The organism is Mammaliicoccus sp. JADD-157, assembly GCF_049310805.1.
In the GTDB taxonomy this organism is placed as follows: domain Bacteria; phylum Bacillota; class Bacilli; order Staphylococcales; family Staphylococcaceae; genus Mammaliicoccus; species Mammaliicoccus lentus.
In genome coordinates this window covers 1120205-1142676 of the sequence record NZ_JBMOVZ010000001.1, presented here as the reverse complement: position 1 = coordinate 1142676, position 22472 = coordinate 1120205, and the positions used below count along the sequence as shown (strand labels likewise).

Sequence of the window (22472 nt, the reverse complement as noted above, 5' to 3'; positions counted from 1 at the left end):
AAAAATCAAGAGAAAATCTCACTTTTTGGGTGCGTTATTTGTAATCTTTAATTATTTAGCAATTGCAGGTTGATCATTTGGATTAATCGCTTCTTTAACTGCTTTTTCTAATTCTTGTTTGTATACGCGTTTAGTATCTGCATCGTAGTTAAGAACTTTAGCCATAACTTCTAAGATAGCATCTTTATATTCTAATACGTAATTGATATCAAAGTATAATCTACCTGAACGACGTACTAAGAAATCAGTTGGTTTATGCACCATTTCTTTTTGAATACTATAGATAACTTCTGCATAAACTTCAACAGGTAAATCTAAGTCAGCAACTTGCGTAGCATGTGCAATTTCAAATACTTCATCTACGTTTGAACCATATTTTCTAGTTAAGTAACGTGCCACATTTTCAGAAAGATTGTAGCTTTTAGCTTCTTCTACTTTACTTTCAACAAATGCATCGTAGTTATTGCTTCCTCCTACGTTACCGCCAGAAATATAAGTGTGCTTAGTCTCACAAGGTTTGAATTTCAATTTGTATTCTTCTTTTAATCGTTTACTTAATAAGTCTACAATATCTTGAGCCATGTGACGGTAACCTGTTAACTTACCACCAGCTATTGTTAATAGACCTGAGTCGCCTTCCCAGATTTCATCTTTACGAGAAATTTCAGAAGGGTCTTTTCCTTTTTCAAAGATAAGAGGTCTTACACCAGCCCAAGTTGACTCGATATCACTATCTTCAACTTTAACTGTAGGGAACATGTAACGAATTGCATCTAGTAAATATTGACGATCTTCTTCAGTAACTTTAGGTGAAGATTTATCATTATCATATACAGTGTCAGTTGTACCAACGTATGCTTTACCGTCTCTAGGAATAGCGAAAATCATTCTGCCATCACTTTCAGTATCAAAGTATACTGCTTGTCCTAATGGGAAGACACTTTGATCAATAACAATGTGTACGCCTTTAGTAAGTCTTAATTGTTTATTATTAGTAGAATAGTCTTTACTTCTAACGTCATCTACCCAAGGTCCTGCAGCGTTAATAACTCTTTTACCTTTAATTTCAAACATTTCATTGTGAAGTAAATCTGTCACTTCTACACCTGAAACTTTATTTTTCTTATTATATAAGAATTGGTTTGCTTTAGCATAGTTGATGATATCTGCTCCAAATTCACGTGCGCGCTTCATTACTTCAATTGTTAAACGTGCATCATCAGTACGATATTCAACATAGTAACCGCCACCTTTAAGGCCATCTTGTTTAACAAGTGGTTCTTTTTCGATAGTTTCGTCTCTATTTAACATTGAACGGCGTTCTGATTTTTTAACACCTGCAAGAAAGTCATATACTTTTAATCCAATAGAAGTTGAAAATGGTCCCATACTTCCACCTTTATGCATCGGTAATAACATCCATTCAGGTGTTGTTACGTGAGGTCCATTTTCATATACAATTGCTCTTTCTTTACCAGTTTCAGCTACTACTCCAACTTGAAGTTGTTTTAAGTAACGTAAACCACCGTGTACTAATTTAGTACTTCTAGAACTTGTACCTTGAGCAAAGTCTTGCATTTCTACTAAAGCGACTTTCATACCACGTTGTGAAGCATCAAGTGCGATTCCTGCACCTGTAATACCTCCACCTATAATAACGACATCATATTCTTTACTTTTAAGTTGATCTTTAACTTGATTACGATTTAATGCTGATAATTGTTGCATAACCATTTCCTCCTATAAATGTAAAAAAATGAGAGACTTATCCCTACAAATTAAATTGTATGAACAAAGCCTCTCACATCTCTACGGAATATTAACTTACCTTAATGATAACACAACTTAATCTAATTTAAAAGCTTGAGTGGCTTTAACTGCTGTTTTCCAACCTTTATAAAGAGATTCTCTCTCTTCTTCTTCAAGTTCTGGTTTGAATTCAGTTTCTAATTTCCATCTTTCTTGTATTTCATCTTTTGATTTCCAGAAGCCAACTGCTAACCCTGCAAGGTATGCAGCACCTAATGCTGTTGTTTCACTTACTTCTGGTCTTTCAACTGGTGTATTTACAATATCAGCTTGGAATTGCATTAAGAAATCATTCTTAACAGCTCCACCATCTACTCTTAAAGTTTCTACAGTAATACCTGAATCTTTTTCCATTGCTTCTAATACGTCACGAGTTTGATAACATAATGATTCTAAAGTAGCTCTAATGAAATGTTCTTTTTCAGTACCTCGAGTTAAACCAAATATTGCACCACGTGCGTCAGCATCCCAATATGGTGTACCTAAACCAACGAATGCTGGTACTACATAAACACCTTCTGTTGATTTAACACGTTTAGCATAATCTTCAGAAGCTGGTGCTGATTTAATCATTCTTAAACCGTCTCTTAACCATTGGATAGCTGAACCAGATACGAATATACTACCTTCAAGCGCATAATTAACTTTACCGTCTAAACCGTATGCTAATGTTGTTAATAAACCGCTTTCTGATTTAACTGCTTTTTCACCGGTGTTCATTAACATGAAACCACCAGTACCGTATGTGTTTTTAACTTCACCTTTTTCGAAACATGCTTGTCCAAATAAAGCAGCTTGTTGGTCACCTGCTACACCTGCAATTGGAATTTTTTTACCGAAGAAATGATGTTCTTGTGTATAGCCGTAAACTTCACTTGAAGGTTTTACTTCAGGTAACATTGATGAAGGTACAGTTAAATATTCTAATAGCTCTTCATCCCATTTTAAATCATAAATATTGTACATTAAAGTACGACTAGCATTTGAATAGTCTGTAATGTGCGTGCCACCAGTGAATTTCCAAATTAGCCATGTATCAATTGTACCGAATAATAAATCGCCATTTTCAGCTTTTTCTCTAGCGCCTTCAACATTATCTAAAATCCATTTTACTTTCGTACCTGAGAAATATGGATCTAATAGTAAACCAGTTTTATCTTTGAAAATTGGCTCTAAATCTTTAGATTTTAACTCAGCACAAATGTCTTGTGTTTGTCTTGATTGCCATACAATTGCATGATATACAGGACGTCCAGTACTTTTATCCCACACAACTGCAGTTTCCCTTTGGTTTGTAATTCCGATACCTTCAATTTGTTCAGGGGAAATATTATTTTCGTTTAATACACTTGCAATAACGGATAAAACTGATGTCCAAATTTCATTTGCATCATGTTCTACCCAACCACCTTTTGGAAAGTATTGCTTAAACTCACGTTGGCTTACAAATTGAATTGTCCCGTCTTTATCAAATAAAATCGCTCTTGAACTTGTCGTTCCTTGGTCAATTGATAAAATATATTTTTCCATATTAAACACTCCTAATATTTTGTAAATTACAGAATCTCTGAAGTTTCATCTTTAAGAATTGCTTTATTCAATACTATACCGAATAACACTACAACGACAGTAAAGATGATTGAGAAAATGATAAATCCATTAACGATCCCGTTAAATAAAATGTTATATAAAGCTGCACCAAACATACCACCAGCGATTGGACCTAAAATAGGTACCGGTGAGTATTTCCAGTTAGAATCACCTTTACCTGGAATAGGTAATAACATATGCATAATACGAGGACCGATATCACGCGCTGGATTAATAGCATAACCTGTAGCTCCCCCTAAACTTAACCCAATCGCTACGATTAATAAACCAACTATTACTGGATTTAAACCATCTGTAAATTTATTAGCTCCTATAAATAATAATCCCATAACTAAGATCATAGTTCCAATAATCTCACTTAAAAAGTTTGCGATATAGTTTGGATATGAAGGTCCAGTAGAGAATACTCCAAGCTTCGCACCTTGATCTTCAGTTTTTTTCCAGTGAGGTAAGTAAGAAGCCCAAACGAAACCTGCACCGATCATTGCACCAATCATTTGCGCAATAATAAACGGAATAACTTTAGACCAAGGGAATGATCCATCAATTGCAAATCCTAACGTTACTGCAGGGTTTAAATGCGCTCCCGACACATTACCTACTGCATAAACACCTAACATTACGGCTAAACCCCAACCTAATGAAATAACTATCCAATCAGCACCTTTACCTAAAGTCCCTTTTAGGTTGACGTTAGCACAAACACCGCCACCAAATAAAGTTAATATGGCAGTTCCTACTAATTCCGCCAAAAATTCACTCATATTAAACACCCTCCTATAGATTCTTGCTAATACATAAAAAGACCCCCACACAAACCTATACAAATTCATTGCATAGATATCCACGTAGAGGTCTCATTTACTCATCTCATATATTAACTTACTTAAGAGTATAATACTTAATGAAAACGTTGTCAAATCGAATTACCAAATTTCTGTATCACTTGTCGTTATATACTTTGCACCGCTTTCAATAGCTAATTGTATTTCTTCTTCAGTGTTAATTAAACCACCAGCTATAATTCTTTTTCCAGTCTTTTCACTAATTTCTTTTATTACTTTCGCAGCAACTCCAGGTAATACTTCAACGAAATCCGGATCAGCTTGTTTAATCAATTCTATACTTCTACTTAAAGCAGTACTATCCAATATAAATACTCTTAAAGTTGTAAGTGTATTTAACTTTTTAGCTCTTCTAATAACTTTTGTCTTAGTAGAAATAACACCATGTGGTCTAAATTGCTGAATAATATATTCAACAGCCGCTTCATCATTTGATAATCCTTTAATTAAATCTATATGCAGCATAACTTCTTTATCGTTTTTCTTCATTTGATTTAAGATACCTTGTAAATGACCAATATGGGTATCTAATAAAACACATCTTTTATAATCTAACTTAAAAAACTTTTCCATATCTTTCATAGAGCGAATTGCGGGTAATAAATGCTCGTTCATATTATCCTCCTACATTACACGTTTAAATAACTTTTCTAGTTCGTAAGTCGTTAATTCTATAATAATTGGTCTGCCATGCGGACAAGTGAATGGATCAGTTGTTTCTCTTAACTCGTCTATTAAATGAGCCATTTCATGATTTCTTAAATAATGATTTGCTTTTATAGATTTTTTACAACTCATCATGATTGCCGCATCTTCTCTAAGTTTCTTAATATCTACACGCTCATGTTTTAACACATAATCAATCATATCTTTAATGACTTCTTCTACTTCAACTTGAGGTAACCATACAGGATATTCACTAACCATATAATCATGATGACCAATAGGTTCTAAAAATATTCCTGCTTCTTTCAGTGGTTGGAAGTATTTTTCTATAATCATATGTTCATCTCTAGAAAAATTAAAAGTTAAAGGTAATAATAAACTTTGTGTCTCGTTTGTTACCTCACCAATTTTTTCTTTGAAATACTCATATTTAATACGTTCTTGAGCTGCATGTTGATCTATCATAAACATACCTGTATCATTTTGCGCGATGATATATGTGCCGTGAACTTGCCCTACTACTTCCATATAAGGAACTCTAGGTTTATCTTGCGTTTCATGTTGTTCAAGTGGCAATTCGTATTTGTCTTGATCGTATTGTGTTTGTTCTGTTTCTTCTCGCAAAATTGGTTCTTCTTTTTCAATATTAAATTCATTTTCCGGATTTTTATTTTCTTGTTCTTCATCTTCTACATGATGAGCGTCTTGTTCTTCCTGTATATATGAATGATTCTCTTTCGGCTTAAAATGCCATTGTGATGATGGTTCACTTTTTTCTGTTTCAGAAATAATAGGTTTAGGATTATTTATTGAGTTTGTAAAATTTGGTGTTGTAGGAGAATGATTCTCAGATGATGTTTCTGTTCGATTTTTTGCTTCAAAATCTAAACGTTGTTGTTCAAATATTTCTTTTTGAGATTTCTTTTGTTGATGCTTCTCTAACGAAGTACCAGGTATTAAAGATAATCCTCTAAATGCTTCTTTAATTTTATGATTAATTAAATCGAACAACGACTGTTCTTTTGAAAGTCTAACTTCTAATTTAGTTGGATGCACATTCACGTCAACTAAAATTGGATCCATTTCAATATTTAAGTAAACGATAGGATATCGACCAATTGGTAAAAGTGTGTGATAACCTTCAATAATCGCCTTATTTAATACAAAATTCTTAATATAACGCCCATTTATGAATATAGAAATATAGTGCCTATTGCTTCTTGTATGTTCTGGTTTACAAACGAATCCGTGCATAACATAGTCTTCAGTTTCACCTTTAATTTCAACTAAATCTTTCGCGATTTTCATACCATATATTTCAGCCATTACTTCATTTGTACGGCCAGAACCATTTGTCGATATGACTGTTTTTTCATCAGAAACTAAGTTAAACGCTATATGCGGATGACTCATCGCCATTCGGTTAACGATATCTGTAATTTTCCCTAATTCAGTATATAAACTTTTTACATATTTTAATCTTGCAGGTGTGTTATAGAACAATTCACTAACAAGAATATCAGTTCCTTTTTTAGCTTTAGCTGGCTGTTGTTTAATTATTTCTCCATTTTCAACATGTACTTCATGACCTAATAGACCATCTGTACAAGTTTTCATAGTTACTTTACTGACAGAGGATATACTCGCTAAAGCCTCACCTCTAAATCCTAAAGTTCTAATATGGAATAAATCATAATCGTTATCAATTTTACTTGTAGCGTGCCTACCAAAAGCTTTACCGATATCCTCTTCATCTATGCCTGTGCCATTATCTACAACTCTTATTGATTGTATACCTGATTCTTTAATTGTAATGTCAATTTGTGTTGCTTGTGCATCTATAGCATTTTCCAACAACTCTTTAACAACTGAAGCTGGTCTTTCAACCACTTCTCCAGCTGCTATTTTATTGGCTAAGGATAATTCAAGTTCTTTAATTTTTCCCAATGCATTCACACTTTCTATTTAATTTGATTTTGAATTTCTTGAAGTTTAGTTAAAGCTTCAATTGGCGTCATATTCATTAAATCCATAGATTTTATTTGTTTTTCAACTTTTGAAGGTGTTTGTTCTTCGAATAATTGGAAAGATGGCTGTTCAAACGTTTGTTCATTGCGCTCAACACGCGTATTGGATTCTAGCTCTTCTAGAATAACATTTGCTCTTTCGATAATTTCATCTGGTAAATCAGTTAGTTTAGCTACATGAATACCATAACTTTGATCTACTGCTCCTTCTTTAACTTTATGCAGAAAGATTAATTCACCTTGGTACTCTTGTGCAGCTACGTGTATATTTTTAAGTCCGGATAAAGTTTCATCCAAATGTGTTAACTCATGATAATGAGTAGAGAATAATGTTTTAGCTTTAGTATTGTGATGTACATATTCAATCATGGATTGTGCTAAAGCTAACCCGTCAAATGTAGATGTTCCTCGACCAATTTCATCAAAAATAATTAAACTGTCTTCAGTTGCTCCTACCATTGCTTTTTCAGCTTCTAACATTTCAACCATAAATGTACTCTTACCAGAAACTAAATCATCCGCTGCTCCGATTCTCGTAAATATTTGATCAAATATTGGCAATAGCGCATAATCTGCTGGTACATAAGCTCCCATTTGAGCCATAATGCTAATTATAGCTATTTGCCTCATATACGTACTTTTACCAGACATATTTGGACCTGTGATTAAATATATAAAGCCATCTTGGTTCAAATAACAATCATTTGGCACATAATCATTATGATCCATGACTCTTTCTACAACTGGATGACGAGATGATTTAAGCGATAAAGTTTTATCTTCGCTAAATAACGGTCTTGTATAATGGTATTTTTGAGCTATTTCAGCAAAACTTTGTAAACAATCTATTTCTGATAATAATTTCGCTTGTGCTTGTAACTTTTCAGTATAAGCTTTAACACGTTGCCTTAATTCTAAGAATAATTGATATTCTAATTCTATTGCTTTATCTTCTGCACCTAATATAATAGATTCTTTTTCTTTTAATTCTTCAGTTACAAAGCGCTCAGCATTAGATAATGTTTGTTTACGTTGATAACCTAATGCATCAGTATCTACACTATTTAAGTTAGCTTTTGTAATTTCAATATAATATCCGAACACTTTATTAAAACTTACTTTTAATGACTTAACACCGGTACGTTCTCTTTCTTTCAACTGTAATTCAGCAATCCATTGCTTACCATTCGTTGAAGCTTCTTTGAATTTATCAAGTTCAGCATTATAGCCAATTTTAAATAAGCCACCTTCTTTAACGGACAATGGCGGATCTTCGACTAAGCTTTCTTCTAAAAGCTCTTCTAAGTCTTCGAGAGGTTCTAAAGCTTTAAATCGATTAACAGATGTTGAATCTAGTCGTTCAATAATTTCTTTAATATATGGAATTTGTTTTATAGAATAATTTAATTGTACGAGGTCTTTCGCGTTAACATTTCCATAACTTACTCGACCTACTAGTCTTTCTATATCATACACCATATTTAAATAACTTCTTAATTCATCTCTTTCTATGAAACCATTAACAAATTGTTCTACTGCATTTAACCTTTGTTCTATATCATATTGTTTGATTAAAGGTCTATCAATCCATTGTTTTAATCTTCTAGCTCCCATTGGTGTCTTAGTGTCATCCATTAACCATAATAAAGTACCTTTTTTAGATTTTAATCGGATGCTTTCAGTAAGTTCTAAGTTTCTTTTTGCATAAAAATCCATCTTCATATAGTCAAGTGCACGATAAACGACAACGTCTTCTATGTGAGGCATCTCTCGCTTACCATTATCATGTATATAATTTAATAAATATATTAACGAAGTCTCTTGAGGTTTAGACGTTCCTTTTATAACGTCATATTCTCTTTCTTCATAACTTTCAACTACAGTAATCGTTTCAGTAATTAGTTGAATTTGTTTATATAAAGAATCTTGTAAAACTTTATTCACGATAATTTCATTCGGATGTATTGTCGTAATTTCATTGATTAAAGTTGTTTCATCTTCAAAAGATGTTACCTTTAATTCTCCTGTAGTCACGTCACAATAACTTAAATGAAATTCCCCATCTTCTTTAATAAAACTGAGAATATAATTATTCGTTTTTTCATCCATACCTTTTTGTTCCATCACAGTTCCAGGTGTGATGACTTGTACTACTTCTCGTCTTACCATACCTTTTGTTTGAGTTGGATCTTCCATTTGCTCACAGATGGCAACTTTATAACCTTTAGAAATAAGTTTTTCTATGTATCCTGAAGCTGAATGATATGGAACACCGCACATAGGTATTGGGTCTTTTTTAGCATCTCGTCTCGTCAAAGTAATTTCCAGTACTCTAGATGCTTCAATAGCATCATCGTAAAACATTTCATAGAAGTCACCTAATCTGAAAAATAATAAAGTATCTTGATATTGAGATTTTATTTTTAAATATTGAGCCATCATTGGCGTTGGTTTAGACATCTTTCTTCACGTTCCTTTATTTAACTTTGGATTCGTCTATTTTATCAAAATTTTCAACAATACACGAGTATGGTTAATTATAATATAATAAATCGCACTGATACATAACAATTATCTCGAATTTTATTATATAGTTGCGAGTCGCTTTTTATTTATAGTGAATAAGAAGAGTTTGGCATCTCTAACGGGCAAGAATTATAAGACTAGCACGTTACATTTTCTAACGAGCTAGTGATGGTAAACAAGCACGTTAGACTTAAAATTCACTTCATACCTCAAGCAAGCATACACTTTCAAAATAACATTATTATAGAAGAAGATGTCGGAACATTAATCATTTTCACGGACTCTTACTTTGTATTGGCAGTAGTGAAATGGACGTTCTATGTTGCATGTGAGCCTCGTCTTGCAACATTCGAGGACAATATATTGCACGTGGTCCTCGTCTTGCAACATCCATGGACAATATATTGCATGTACGCCTCGTCTTGCAACATTCAATACCTTATTTACTCAAAGGCAAATAGTCGAGACATTTATATGGAACGCTTTCATTATATACAATAGCTGATTGGATTAAAAATATACTTATGTTAAGTTTTTTAATTCTATTCTTCCTTACCGAGGCGATATAGAAATCTTTTTATATAATTTCTGTCCTACTCCTATATAAATAAATTCTCCTAATCTGTTAATTAAAAGTCCAACAGATTAGGAGAATTATTTTGAGCTAAGAATTTATATCCCAGCCTGTAAATATATAATTTAGTTATTAATTTATTGGTTTAGTGTGAACAGCTACTAGCATTAGGTGCATTTTTCATAGCTGCGCCAGTTTCACCAGTTAATTGGTTACCACCAGTTGATTCAATAATTTCATTTGTAACAGTATGGCTAATTGAATGTGAAACCATTTGCAGAAGTTCATTCACTTCTCCTTGAGCTTCTTTAAATTCACTTACAATCGGCATGTCATCTAATTCTTTTTCGATATTAGCTATTTTTTCTTCTACCATTGCTAAAGCTTTATCTTTACCATAGTTTTGGAAATTAACAGCTTGCTTTTGCAGTGATTTTAAACTTGCCATTTTTTCACGAACAGTTTGGTTTTCGTGAATTTGTGCTTCCGCACGTTTAAAAAATTCAACTTCTTCTGTTTCTGACATCATTTTTCCAAGTTTACGTGCTTGGTCTAGTATATCATCTTTTGTATACATTTAATGTACCACCTTTTCTTTAGATACAACTTCAACAAATTCACCATTTAATGAATATTGTTTAGCTTCTGTAATTTTAACCTTTACTATTTTACCAATCACATCTTGAGGTGCTTTAAAGTTTACTAATTTATTCTTCTCAGTGTAACCAGCTAATACTGTTTCATCTCTCTTACTTGATCCTTCACAAAGTACATATACTTCTTGACCTTCATAAGGTTTTAATGATTGAGCAGCATATTCACCGACTACTTTATTTAAACGTTGTAATCTTTGTTTTTTCTCTTTTTCTGGAACGTTATCTTTCATTTTAGCTGCTGGTGTTCCTTCTCTTGGAGAATATACATAAGTATATGCATGTTCAAATCCAACTTCGTGGTATAAATCTATTGTTTCTAAAAATTGTTCTTCTGTTTCATTAGGATATCCAACTATTATATCAGTTGTCAATGCTATATCTGGTATTGCTTCTTTTATTTTATTTACAAGCTCTAAATAACTTTCACGCGAATATTTACGCCCCATTATTTTCAAGACTTTATTATTACCAGATTGAACAGGTAAATGAATATGTGGAACAATGTTTCCACCTTCTGCTATCACTTCAATCAATCGATCATCGAAATCCCATGGATGACTCGTTGTAAAACGAACTCGAGGTATATCAATTTTCGTCATATCATTCAGTAAATCGCCTAAACCATAATTTAAACCATCTATGTCTTTACCGTAAGCATTTACGTTTTGTCCTAATAAACAAATTTCCTGATACCCTTGTCTAGCCAAGTCTCTCACTTCGGCGATAATTTCTTCCGGCATACGACTACGTTCCTTACCTCTTGTAAATGGAACGATACAATATGTACAGAATTTATCGCACCCGTACATGATATTTACCCATGCTTTAATTCTACCGTTACGTACTTTAGGTAAGTTTTCAATAACGTCGCCTTCTTTAGACCAAACTTCAACAACCATCGCTTTAGACATATAAGCTTCTTCTAAAATTTCAGGTAATCTATGAATATTATGCGTACCAAAAATCATATCAACATTTTGGTACGATTTTAGTATTTTATTCACTACAGATTCTTCTTGAGACATACATCCACAAACACCTATTAAACAATCTGGTCTTTCTTGTTTTAAATGTTTTAAGTTGCCGATTTCACTAAACACTCTGTTTTCTGCATTTTCTCTAATTGCACAAGTATTTAGTAAGATAACGTCAGCATCGCCTACTGAATTAGTCGGTGCAAAACCTAATGCTTGAAAAATACCAGCCATTACTTCTGTATCATGCTCATTCATTTGGCAACCATACGTTCTAATATAGAATTTACGACCTTTCCCCATTCCTCTATGTCGTTCATCTATTTTGAAATCATCATGATATTGAACTTCTGATTTACCTCTTTGCTTAGCGTCCTTTAAGTTAGGAGGTTGATAAACATGCTCGAAATATTTACTATAATCTTTTTCTAAATTAGGTTTCGTCTTCGCATTCGCTCCTTGTTTTCTTTGCTCTTCATTCAATGTCAAAACCCTTTCTGCCCATATTGATTTATCTTTATATTATATTAGAGTTCAACATAAAGTGCAAAAAAGTTAAAGCGCTTTATTAAATTTTAAATGACAATTTTTATAACTTAATCCAATATCTTTTTGTTACATTTTGACTCTCTGAAATAAACGGTTTATCTTCTTTACCACCGTTACGTTCAATAACTTTAGCACTGCCAAAGTTATCTTCATCACATGTAATCAACGCATATTCAACAAAATCATTTCTCAATTCCTCTAAAGCGTATTTTAATATAGTCGTTGCATAACCTTTACCTCTTTCGCTACGCCTTACACCGTAACCAACATGACCACCAACTTGCTGTAACCCATCGTTCAATTGATATCGAATATTCGCAGCTCCAACAATGATGCCCCTATCTATTAATACAAATGTTTTGGCTCTAACAAAATCACTATTTTTTGGTGGGATTATGGCTTCTTTTTGCATTTCCAACATGCTATTAAATCCTCCATGATGGCGGACGTCCGTACTCCAAGGAACTATTTTATCATTATTATCGTACCACTCAGATATATATTCATTAAATAGAGGTTTTATATCTTCTTTAATTTCACGAAACTCCATACACATCTTCCTTTACTGTAGTTCTTGAATTTGTTCTTCATCGCCAGCATTTAACATGTGATAGTAAACACCTTGTTTATCAATAAGTTCTTCTTGTGTTCCTGATTCTAGAATTTCTCCATGTGATAATACAAATACTAAATCTGCTTTCTTAACTGTGTTTAATCTATGTGCGATGATAATGCTTGTTCTACCTACCATTAAAGTTTCCAATGCTTTTTGTATTTTAATTTCTGTTACGGTATCGATGCTACTTGTTGCCTCATCTAGCAATAATATTTTTGGATCTTGTAATAAACATCTAGCAATTGAGATAAGCTGTCTTTCACCTTGAGAAAGTGAGCCTGATTCACCTTTTAGTACTGTGCTATATCCATTTTCTAAATTAATGATGAAATCATGTGCATTTGCTTTTTTGGCCGCTTCTATAGCTTCTTCTTTTGTCGCATTAGGTGTTCCATACATGATGTTATCTAATATCGTTCCATCAAATAAGTAAGGGTCTTGTAATACAACGCCTATTTCTTTTCTTAAAGAAGCTCGTGTAATCTCAGTAATAGATTTTCCATCGATTAAAATTTCACCAGATTCTACATCATAATAATGTAAAATCAATTGAACGATTGTTGTTTTACCTGCACCAGTAGCTCCTACAAGTGCAGCTGATTCTCCACTTTTTATTTCAAAGGATAAATCTTTAATTGTTGGTGATTTTTGTTCTTCATCATATCTGAAGTTAACATTGTTAAATTTAATATTTCCTTCAATATTGTTTAAATCTATAGCATTTTTTGAATCTTGTTCTACTGGTTCATTCATAATGTCGAATACACGTTCCGCACCGGCTATAGCAGACAGTACCGTATTAAATTGGTTCGCTAAGTCCGATAGCGGTCTTGTAAACTGCCTTGCATACTCTGCAAAAATAACAATGACACCAACTGTTACACCGGAAGATTCATTTAAAGCTAATATACCACCTATCCCCGCTACGATAGCAAAACTTAAATTATTTAAATAATTCATTACTTTAGGTATTAATCCACCAAATGTTACTGCCCAAAAGCTATATTCTTTAACATTATCTGCTTTCTCATTAAATGTTTCCATCACATAATGCTCTTGAGAAAAAGCTTTTACAACAGTTTGACCATTCACGATTTCTTCGATATAACCGTTCATAATACCCAATTGTTTTTGCCTCATCGAATACAACACGCTTGTTCTAGCTGTAATCCAACGTAAACTTATGAACATGATAGGTATAATGATTACTGTTAATAAAGTTAATAGTGGACTTAAATACAACATGATAGACAATGTTCCTATTAACGTAACAACGCTTGAAGTAAATTGAATGAATGAGGAGTTTAATACTTGTGACACATTTTCAATATCATTTTGCATTCTACTCATTAATTCACCATGTTGTTTTTTATCAAAGTATGAAACAGGTAATTTTTGAAAATGACTAAATAAATTGTCCCTTAATAAATAAACTGTTCGTTGTGCGATATTTACCATCATATACGAACCTATATAAGAAGTGATGGATAATAAAGTATATACAGATATCAATATAATGATATATTTTAATAATCCATTTAAGTCTTTAGGGATAATTTTTGTATCAATTATTCTACCAATTAAAAATGGCCCTACTAAACTCAATGAAGATGAACATATAATCATGAGTATGACAATGATGAGTTGAACACGCTTTTCATCAATTAAACGCCAAATATTTAATAAAGTCCCTTTAGTATCTCGTGCTCTCTTTTTCTTCTTAGTATTATTTTTAGACATATCATCCGGCGTTATAACCGTTTCATGTCCGTACGGATTTTTAATGCCCATCATGTATTCACCGCACTTTCTTGGCTGTTAGCAATCTCATTATAAAGTTTAGATGATTTTAATAATTCTTCATGATGACCTATTGCTTCTATATGACCATCTACCAATAACATAATTCGATTTGCTGTTTTAGCTGTAGAAATTTTTTGAGTAACAATCAGTTTAGTAGTATCTTCATGTTCAAGTGCATCCCATAAAGCTGATTCCGTCTTCACATCTAATGCAGAAGTAGAATCATCAAGTATTAACACACCAGGTTTCCTTACAAGCGCTCGAGCAATAGAAAGTCTTTGTTTCTGACCACCAGATAAAGTAACACCTTGTTGTCCAATCATCGTTTCATACTGATGATCAAATGCTTCGATAGAATTGTGTATTTGTGCTTTTTGAGTAGAATTTTCTAACGTTTCTAATTCGGCATTCGGGTCTCCAAATTGCAAGTTTTCATATATTGTTCCTGAGAATAATAATGCAGTTTGTGGTACATATCCGATAGCGTCTCGTAAATCTTCAATTTCCCAGTCTTCTACATTCTTCCCATCTAAAAGAATTTCTCCTTGTTTAGTTCTATAAATTTTCGGAATTAAACTCAGTAAAGTAGATTTTCCTGAACCTGTAGAACCCATAATAGCAAAGGTTTCTCTCGGTTCAACTTCGAAGGAAATATTGTGAAGTACCCGTTTATTAGCGTTTGGATAAGTAAATGAAACATTATTGAATTTAATACTATAAGCATGATTTTCCACTTTGTGACCGTTCTTTTCTAATACCCATTCATCTGATGGAGTAGTAAGCACTTCTTCTATTCGATCACTGGAAGCCTTCATTCTACTTAATGTCATGATAAGAAATGCCAACATACCAAATCCACCTTGCATTCTCATACCATAATTGATGATTGCGACCAGTTTACCAACTTCTAGAGTTGAACTATTAACCATATCGGACCCAAACCAAATGACAGCTAATATACTCGCATTAATAATAAATAGTAAAGATGGATTAATCAATTCCATTAGTCTTAAAGCGTATGTATAATTATGTCTAATATCCTTTATTTTTTCTTTAAATTGATTAATTTCTTGGTGTGATGTCTGACTCGCTTTGATCAATCTAACAGCTTCAAGATTTTGTTGGAAAAATCTATTCATTTCATCAAATTTTCTTTGTATCTTTGTAAATAATTTAGAACCCGTGCGCGCAATAAAGAATATTATTATAAATATAAATGGCGTTCCAATCACCAAATAAAGTGCTAGTCTAGGTTCAACTATAAAGCTCATTACGATACTTCCAATAATCATCAAAGGGGCTCTTAACATGATTCTTATAGACATATATACTGCTGTATCACAGTTATTAACATCGCTTGTGAGCCTCGTAATTAAACTAGAAGTTTTAAACTTCTCTAATGTTGCCAATGAAAAAGTTTGAATTTTACTAAATTGTGCAGTTCTTAAATCATATGCAAAAGTTTGACTAACATGGCCAGCTACAAAACTATTCCATATCCCAGACACTAAAGCTACAAGACCTGTAACAAGCATAATGCCTAAATAAAGATAGACGTGGTTTAAATCATTCTTTAAAATACCATTGTCTATTATTTCAGATATAAAAATAGGCTGGATTAATTCTACTGCTAATTCTATTAACATTAATATTAAACCTAATATAAACAGACCCGTATACGGTTTAATATATTTTAATACAGTTCTCATATCTTTCGTCCCCTTTACTCCTTAAACCGATATAATATAATACATTTCTCCTTTATATTTATAATAAATAACGTTCATTCATTAAACTATCTTAATTAAGATCTATATTTATCCGTTAACGTATCCATCATGATGCCTTCGGGAACGTGATAAAACTTCACTTGAGATATAATGCTTTTACATTCCAACTCAACCATGCGCTCGTTAATTTGTTCTATTAAAATTAGGCAAGCATTCATATCCCCTTCAATAGTAGTTTCTAAAGGATTCACTTGATACTTTAAACCAGAATCATCTATTATTCTTATTGCTTCATCAACTAAAGGTATTACCCCTGTATCTTCGTGCTCTGGAATAATTTGAATGCTCATTAATGTATTTGTCATTTGAAAATCCCCCTTTTTATTAAAAAAAGCTCATAGACAAACTATGAGCTTAAAGTGTATTCATTATATAATTATTTAAATTGAGAAACAAGCTCTTCAAATTGGTTTTCTTCAAGCTTCAATGATTTTTTAACTAGTGGTGTTTCATCAAGTTGTTCTAATTGTTGTTCATATGATGGTGTTTCTTTATCTTGATATATAATACCTGTAATCATAGATTCTTTATCCATCACTGTTTGTATTGCTTGATTTTTATTTGAAAAATCATAGTCCTCAATATCAGCTAATTTAGTTAAATTCTCTTTAAACCAATCATAAGTATTTATTTTGTTGTATGTTACACATGGTGAAAATACGTTTACAAATGAAAATCCTTTGTGATTGATTGCTTCTTCAATTATATGTGTTAATTCTTTGATGTCGCTTGAGAAGCTTTGTGCTACAAAAGTAGCACCTGATGATAATGCTAATTCTAAAGGTGCAACGTTTTGTTCAATGTTACCTTTAGGTGTTGTTTTTGTAACAAAACCTTTAGCAGAACTTGGTGAAGTTTGCCCTTTAGTTAATCCATAAATTTGGTTATCCATGATGATATAAGTCATATCCATATTTCTTCTTAAAGCATGAATAGTGTGACCCATACCTATAGCAAATCCGTCTCCGTCGCCGCCTGAAGCAATTACTGTTAAATCTTTATTAGCCATTTTAACACCTTGTGCTAAAGGTAATGAACGTCCGTGAATTGAGTGTAGACCATATGAGTTTACATAACCACTCAAACGGCCCGAACAACCTATACCTGTAATAATGGCAACTTCTTCTGGTTCCAATCCTACATTTGCTGCTGCTTTTTGAATCGCTGCTTGCACAGAGAAGTCACCACAGCCTGGACACCAGTTTGGTTTAACATTATTTCTAAAATCTTTAAATGTTGCCAATTATATCAACTCCTTCATATTGCTTGCGATTTCTAAAGCTTTATCTTCTATTTCATGCGGTAAGAATGGTGTACCGTCATATTTTGTTTGGTTAATAATTTTACCTTGATGATTTACATTCATTTTGATAATACTAGATAGTTGTCCTTGGTAATTATGCTCAGCTACAACTACTTTTTTAGCTTTATTAAAGGCTTCTTGTACAGCATCAGTAGGGAATGGATGTAATTGTCTAATTTGAATATGATTAACTTTTACATTTTGCTTATCTAATCTTGTAATAGCTTCTTCGATTGCTCCTATAGTAGAAATGAATCCTACATATAGAATATCCGCTTCATCATATTTTTCATTAGATTTAACTGGTTCATCGATTAATAATTGAGCTGTTTTACGCATACGTTTATCCATTTGTAATTGTCTGTTTTCAGCACCTTCAGAAGGTTTTCCTTCTTCGTTATGTTCAACACCTGTCACATGGTGAATACCACCTTTTGTACCAGGAAGAACACGTGGAGAAATTCCAGAATCAGTCAATGCATAACGTTTAAAGTACGCCTTATCTTCAGGTGTTTCCATGTCTTCTTCTACTAGAGCGCCTCTACGAATTTCAATTTTGTCATAGTCTAATGATTCAACGGTTTGTTTACCTAAAGATAATTGTAAATCTGAAAGTAATATAACTGGACATTGATATTCTTCAGCTAAGTTAAATGCTTCTATCGTTAAATAAAACGCATCGCTTGCGCTTGTTGGTGCTATTACAATTTTCGGAATATCACCATGAGTACCGTAAATCATTTGCATTAAGTCAGACTGTTCTTGTTTAGTTGGTAAACCAGTTGATGGCCCACCGCGTTGAGTATTAACGATTACTAAAGGTGTTTCAGTCATTCCTGATAAACCTATTGATTCCATCATCAATGATAATCCTGGACCAGCAGATGATGTAAATGAACGTACACCAGCATAGTTTGAACCAATTGCCATTGTACATGCAGCAATTTCATCTTCCGTCTGTATAACGGCGCCACCTAATTCTGGTAAACGATCAATCATGTACTCCATAATTTCTGAAGCTGGCGTGATAGGATAAGCTGCCATAAATCTAACTCCAGCTGCTACTGCCCCTAAACCAATCGCGTCATTACCTATCATAAATAAATGGCCATCAGAGTCATTCTTCTCTAAAGTATGTTCACTTTCTAATGAATCCATTTCTTCTTTCATTAATCTATAACCTTCATTTAACGCTTGAATGTTTAAATTAACGACACTTTCGCCTTTACGACTGAATAAATCACTGATTAATGATTCAAATACGTCTGTATCTAAATCCATGACTGCACAAGTAGAACCTACAGCTACCATGTTCTTCATTAACGCTGTTCCTAATTCTTTAGCTACGCCTGTAAACGGTAAGCTCACTAATTGTGCTTTACTATCTTCTGGATTTTCAGGTTTTGCTTTTGCATCGGCAATGATAATACTGCCTTTTTGCATTTCGTGATAGTTCACATCTATTGTTTCTTGGTCAAATGCTATTAATATATCTAAATCATCACTAATCGCTCTTACTGGCGTGGATGATACTCTTATTTTATTGTTAGTGTGTCCGCCTTTGATTCTACTAGAAAAATGACGGTATCCGTATAAATAATATCCTTGACGGTTCATAGCAGTTGCGAATATTTCACCTGTTGACTCAATTCCTTCGCCTTGCTGTCCGCCAACTTTCCATGAAATTTGTGATTTCATCTTATGGCCTCCCCCATATAATATCTCAATTCACATCATACCAAAAAAATCCCTTTAATCCTATGAAATTAAAGGGTTTTAACAAAAATCATCCTAATGGACGATACTATTCAAATGGATGATCATCGTTTATTAATATTCTTTGAATTTTTTTAGCTTTTCCATCTTGAGTTAAATCAACAACGACACCTGAAAGCACTTTTCGACCTTCATTTGGCAAGTTATGACGTTGAGGTAAACTCGTAATAAATCTTTCAATAACCTCATCTTTATTAATGCCGAGAATACCGTCGTAATATCCAGTCATTCCTACATCTGTAATATAAGCTGTACCTTCATTTAAAACACGTTCATCAGAAGTTTGTATATGAGTATGCGTACCAACAACTGCACTAACGCGTCCATTTAAATACCAAGCCATCGCATTTTTCTCAGAAGTTGTTTCTGCATGAAAATCAACAAAGATAAACGGCGTTATTTTAGATGCTTCTTCTATTAATTCATCAGCTTTTTTAAAAGGACAATCGATAGCAGCCATAAATGATCGACCTTGCAAATTGATAATAGCAACATCTTTATCGTTAACTTTAATGATTCTCATACCAATTCCTGGTGCCTCATCAGGAAAATTCGCAGGTCTTACCATTCTATTCGCTTGACCTATAAATTCGTAAATTTCCTTCTGACCGTATGTATGATTACCCATCGTCATAAAGTCTGCGCCCATACGTAAAATTTCTTTATATATTTTTTCAGTTATTCCTTTACCATGTGCAGCATTTTCACCATTAACAATCGTTAGTGTTGGTTTGTATGTTGCTTTAATTTTAGGTAAATATGTTTCTAATTGTTCTCTACCTAATTTGCCTACAATATCACCTATAAATAAAATTCTCACTACAGTCATCCTCTCTATTACTCTTTATATTCTAATGGAAAACAAAATATTTTAAAAGTAATGATTATTAATTTATAATATAGGGTATACGTTACAAGAGCGTTATTTATATAGTAACGTATCAAAAAATTAATAGGAGTGTTTATTTAAACATGGGAATTGATATTGAACCCGAAAAGTTTGCAGAACTAGTGGTTAAAGCAAATCCATCCGTACACGAAGAGGCAGAAGATATTGCCAAGGATAGTTTGGAGTTATACGTAACAGCTTTTAAATTAGCTGAAAAATACGGTAATTGCGCGATAAACTCGCACGAAACTTCAAATGTATTAAAAGAAGCCTTAGATTTAGAGTTGAACTTAACGAATTAAAAATAAACATGAAAAATGAAAACGAGACTAGGTATAGATTATCCTAGCTTAAATAAAACAGAGACGATTATCTTATTCATTTAAGAACCGCCTCTGTTTTTTAATTTGTATAAATTATAAAATTGTTATAATGACTTAAATAACTCTTCCCAATATTGTTTAACTTTATCTCTACTAAATCTATCTTTTATACTTTTAGCCGCATTTATACGCATTTCATTTATTAATTCAGGATTACTAAATAAATAATTCATATTTTCAGCTAATTGTTTTATATTATTTTTTTCAATAATTAAACCATCTTTACCGTTAGTAATAATATCTTCAGGACCATAGTTAAAATTATAACTCAATACTGGAACACCATTTGCCATACTTTCTAATATAGATAACGAAAAGCCTTCTGTTTTCGAAGTTACAATCGAAAAAGCCGCTTCTTTATAAACATTTTCAATATTATCGGTATAACCTTTTAATATAACGTTCTCAGTTAAGCCTTTAGATTTAATTAAATCTTTAAGCTTTTTCTCTTGATCGCCAGAGCCATATATTTCTATCAAAAAGTTTGGATTGTATTCTACGAGTAAACTTGCAGCTTCTACTACATGATGAATTTGTTTTAATGAAACTAATCTAGAAATAACAACTGCTTTATCTTTTTTAAAATTATTATGGGCATCGCTATTTTTCACTTCTATGCCATGCGGTAGCGCAAGTAGTTTTTCATCATGATTTTTTCTAGTTACTATGTCTTCTTTCTGCCTCTCTGTCAGCGCGACTAAATAATCTATTTTATCTAAATTATTTAATGCAAATTTTACAGTACTTACAATTTCTGATTTTTCAACATCAAATGGCTCTTTCACATGATTACTATGTAATCTAATAAGTTTTTTAGCTTTTTCATCATCGACCATTGTCATCACATCATCAGTATTACGAGCATCTGAAATTAAAATTGGATATTCATCATTTTCAACAACTTTTTCTATAAAATAAGCTTTTAAAGCTTCATCACTTTTAAATGTTTTATTAATTTCATTACCATTAAATAATAAAACTTTATGAGCATTGCCAGTTTCAGGGTTAACCCATTTAGATAAATAACAATTGCCTTTACTATCTTTAAAAACCATTTGTCTCGGCTTATTTAAATCAAAATCCATATAAGAAACCTTACCTAAATATCCTTTAGGTGTGTATGCTTCACTTCTAATTCTATATCTAAAATCATTAAAACAATCTACACCTTTTACAGTCTCATCGTCACGATGAGTCATATAATACCTATATAAACCATTTTCATATATTCTATATCCATTTTTATTTTTTACTTTTTCATAAGCAAAATCAGAAGAAATACAATCATTAACTTTCGTTAAATCTTCTTCAACATTTTTCTCATCTCTATAAAAATCATACATATTTCTTATTTCAACATCTCTATTAATACTATAGTATTGAAATAATTTTTCAGTTATAATGTCATAGTCACTATTATAATTAAAAGTTAATATCGTTGTTTTATAACCCAATTCAGCACTCATGTTTGCTTGCTGAATACAAGCTTTAGTTAAACCGCCTCTACCAACATCAAGTGAGTTTATCAAAAAATAAATTTCTTTTCCCATAATAATAAACCTCCTAATTGAGGTTCATTATATAGTCGCTTAAACATCATTTCAAACGATAAGTTATTTCAAAGGAGATAATATGTTTATAACAAAAAACGTTTAATCATTAATTTCGTCTTTAT

At 32.4% G+C, this 22472-nt stretch carries 17 protein-coding genes; 1 reads left to right on the top strand and 16 read right to left on the bottom strand.

Annotated features, from left to right (window positions below; genetic code table 11):
* Positions 1-51 precede the first annotated feature (51 nt).
* The 15 genes from ACO6VN_RS05780 to ACO6VN_RS05710 all read right to left on the bottom strand — a co-directional run bounded on the left by ACO6VN_RS05780 (position 52) and on the right by ACO6VN_RS05710 (position 20345).
* Positions 52-1728 (bottom strand): glycerol-3-phosphate dehydrogenase/oxidase, encoded by a 1677-nt coding sequence (locus ACO6VN_RS05780; RefSeq protein WP_422404372.1) that lies wholly within the window; start codon positions 1726-1728, stop codon positions 52-54.
* A gap of 117 nt (positions 1729-1845) precedes the next feature.
* Positions 1846-3339 carry a glycerol kinase GlpK gene (gene glpK, locus ACO6VN_RS05775; protein WP_422404371.1) on the bottom strand — a complete coding sequence of 498 codons (1494 nt, stop codon included), beginning with the start codon at positions 3337-3339 and terminating at the stop codon, positions 1846-1848.
* Positions 3340-3365: 26 nt separating this feature from the next.
* A complete protein-coding gene (locus ACO6VN_RS05770) occupies positions 3366-4184 on the bottom strand; it encodes an MIP/aquaporin family protein (protein ID WP_017000463.1) in 819 nt (272 codons plus the stop codon).
* 162 nt (positions 4185-4346) lie between these two features.
* Positions 4347-4880, bottom strand: coding sequence for a glycerol-3-phosphate responsive antiterminator (locus tag ACO6VN_RS05765; protein ID WP_194200772.1), 534 nt, complete (start codon positions 4878-4880; stop codon positions 4347-4349).
* A 9-nt stretch (positions 4881-4889) separates the two neighbouring features.
* Positions 4890-6878 (bottom strand): DNA mismatch repair endonuclease MutL, encoded by a 1989-nt coding sequence (gene mutL / locus ACO6VN_RS05760; protein ID WP_422404370.1) that lies wholly within the window; start codon positions 6876-6878, stop codon positions 4890-4892.
* A 14-nt stretch (positions 6879-6892) separates the two neighbouring features.
* Complete coding sequence (gene mutS, locus ACO6VN_RS05755) at positions 6893-9418, bottom strand: DNA mismatch repair protein MutS (RefSeq protein ID WP_194200774.1); 2526 nt, start codon at positions 9416-9418, stop codon at positions 6893-6895.
* Between the two features lie 785 nt (positions 9419-10203).
* Positions 10204-10635, bottom strand: a complete 432-nt coding sequence (locus tag ACO6VN_RS05750) for a RicAFT regulatory complex protein RicA family protein (RefSeq protein WP_017000467.1) — start codon at positions 10633-10635, stop codon at positions 10204-10206.
* A complete protein-coding gene (miaB, locus tag ACO6VN_RS05745; RefSeq protein ID WP_422404369.1) occupies positions 10636-12171 on the bottom strand; it encodes a tRNA (N6-isopentenyl adenosine(37)-C2)-methylthiotransferase MiaB in 1536 nt (511 codons plus the stop codon).
* A gap of 106 nt (positions 12172-12277) precedes the next feature.
* Entirely contained in the window at positions 12278-12787 is a 510-nt protein-coding gene (locus tag ACO6VN_RS05740; protein ID WP_194200776.1) for a GNAT family N-acetyltransferase, read from the bottom strand.
* A gap of 12 nt (positions 12788-12799) precedes the next feature.
* On the bottom strand, positions 12800-14644 hold the full coding sequence (locus ACO6VN_RS05735) for an ABC transporter ATP-binding protein (protein ID WP_216683231.1): 1845 nt from the start codon (positions 14642-14644) through the stop codon (positions 12800-12802).
* Positions 14644-16365: an ABC transporter ATP-binding protein gene (locus ACO6VN_RS05730; RefSeq protein WP_216683218.1), complete on the bottom strand. Its 1722-nt coding sequence runs from the start codon at positions 16363-16365 to the stop codon at positions 14644-14646. The genes ACO6VN_RS05735 and ACO6VN_RS05730 overlap by 1 nt, the downstream gene beginning before the upstream one ends.
* A 95-nt stretch (positions 16366-16460) precedes the next feature.
* On the bottom strand, positions 16461-16751 hold the full coding sequence (locus ACO6VN_RS05725; protein WP_017000472.1) for a thiamine-binding protein: 291 nt from the start codon (positions 16749-16751) through the stop codon (positions 16461-16463).
* A 71-nt stretch (positions 16752-16822) separates the two neighbouring features.
* A complete protein-coding gene (locus ACO6VN_RS05720; RefSeq protein WP_017000473.1) occupies positions 16823-17689 on the bottom strand; it encodes a 2-oxoacid:ferredoxin oxidoreductase subunit beta in 867 nt (288 codons plus the stop codon).
* Complete coding sequence (locus tag ACO6VN_RS05715) at positions 17690-19447, bottom strand: 2-oxoacid:acceptor oxidoreductase subunit alpha (protein WP_064204833.1); 1758 nt, start codon at positions 19445-19447, stop codon at positions 17690-17692. It abuts the gene before it with no gap.
* 106 nt (positions 19448-19553) lie between these two features.
* Positions 19554-20345, bottom strand: a complete 792-nt coding sequence (locus ACO6VN_RS05710; RefSeq protein ID WP_026023702.1) for a TIGR00282 family metallophosphoesterase — start codon at positions 20343-20345, stop codon at positions 19554-19556.
* 152 nt (positions 20346-20497) lie between these two features.
* Between ACO6VN_RS05710 and ACO6VN_RS05705 the strand changes: the two genes are divergently transcribed.
* On the top strand, positions 20498-20716 hold the full coding sequence (locus tag ACO6VN_RS05705) for a hypothetical protein (RefSeq protein WP_017000476.1): 219 nt from the start codon (positions 20498-20500) through the stop codon (positions 20714-20716).
* 125 nt (positions 20717-20841) lie between these two features.
* Here the strand turns inward: ACO6VN_RS05705 and ACO6VN_RS05700 are convergent, their stop codons facing one another.
* A complete protein-coding gene (locus ACO6VN_RS05700; protein WP_422404368.1) occupies positions 20842-22347 on the bottom strand; it encodes a glycosyltransferase in 1506 nt (501 codons plus the stop codon).
* Positions 22348-22472 lie beyond the last annotated feature (125 nt).

Excerpts from the sequence above, each read along its gene's own strand:
- ACO6VN_RS05700 (WP_422404368.1), bottom strand. The coding sequence starts at position 22,347 with ATGGGAAAAGAAATTTATTTTTTGATAAACTCACTTGATGTTGGTAGA.
- ACO6VN_RS05715 (WP_064204833.1), bottom strand. The coding sequence starts at position 19,447 with ATGAAATCACAAATTTCATGGAAAGTTGGCGGACAGCAAGGCGAAGGA.
- ACO6VN_RS05735 (WP_216683231.1), bottom strand. The coding sequence starts at position 14,644 with ATGGGCATTAAAAATCCGTACGGACATGAAACGGTTATAACGCCGGAT.
- ACO6VN_RS05780 (WP_422404372.1), bottom strand. The coding sequence starts at position 1,728 with ATGCAACAATTATCAGCATTAAATCGTAATCAAGTTAAAGATCAACTT.
- ACO6VN_RS05770 (WP_017000463.1), bottom strand. The coding sequence starts at position 4,184 with ATGAGTGAATTTTTGGCGGAATTAGTAGGAACTGCCATATTAACTTTA.
- ACO6VN_RS05750 (WP_017000467.1), bottom strand. The coding sequence starts at position 10,635 with ATGTATACAAAAGATGATATACTAGACCAAGCACGTAAACTTGGAAAA.
- ACO6VN_RS05740 (WP_194200776.1), bottom strand. The coding sequence starts at position 12,787 with ATGGAGTTTCGTGAAATTAAAGAAGATATAAAACCTCTATTTAATGAA.
- ACO6VN_RS05725 (WP_017000472.1), bottom strand. The coding sequence starts at position 16,751 with ATGACAAATACATTAATGAGCATTCAAATTATTCCAGAGCACGAAGAT.
- mutS (WP_194200774.1), bottom strand. The coding sequence starts at position 9,418 with ATGTCTAAACCAACGCCAATGATGGCTCAATATTTAAAAATAAAATCT.
- ACO6VN_RS05705 (WP_017000476.1), top strand. The coding sequence starts at position 20,498 with ATGGGAATTGATATTGAACCCGAAAAGTTTGCAGAACTAGTGGTTAAA.
- ACO6VN_RS05765 (WP_194200772.1), bottom strand. The coding sequence starts at position 4,880 with ATGAACGAGCATTTATTACCCGCAATTCGCTCTATGAAAGATATGGAA.
- ACO6VN_RS05730 (WP_216683218.1), bottom strand. The coding sequence starts at position 16,365 with ATGAGAACTGTATTAAAATATATTAAACCGTATACGGGTCTGTTTATA.
- glpK (WP_422404371.1), bottom strand. The coding sequence starts at position 3,339 with ATGGAAAAATATATTTTATCAATTGACCAAGGAACGACAAGTTCAAGA.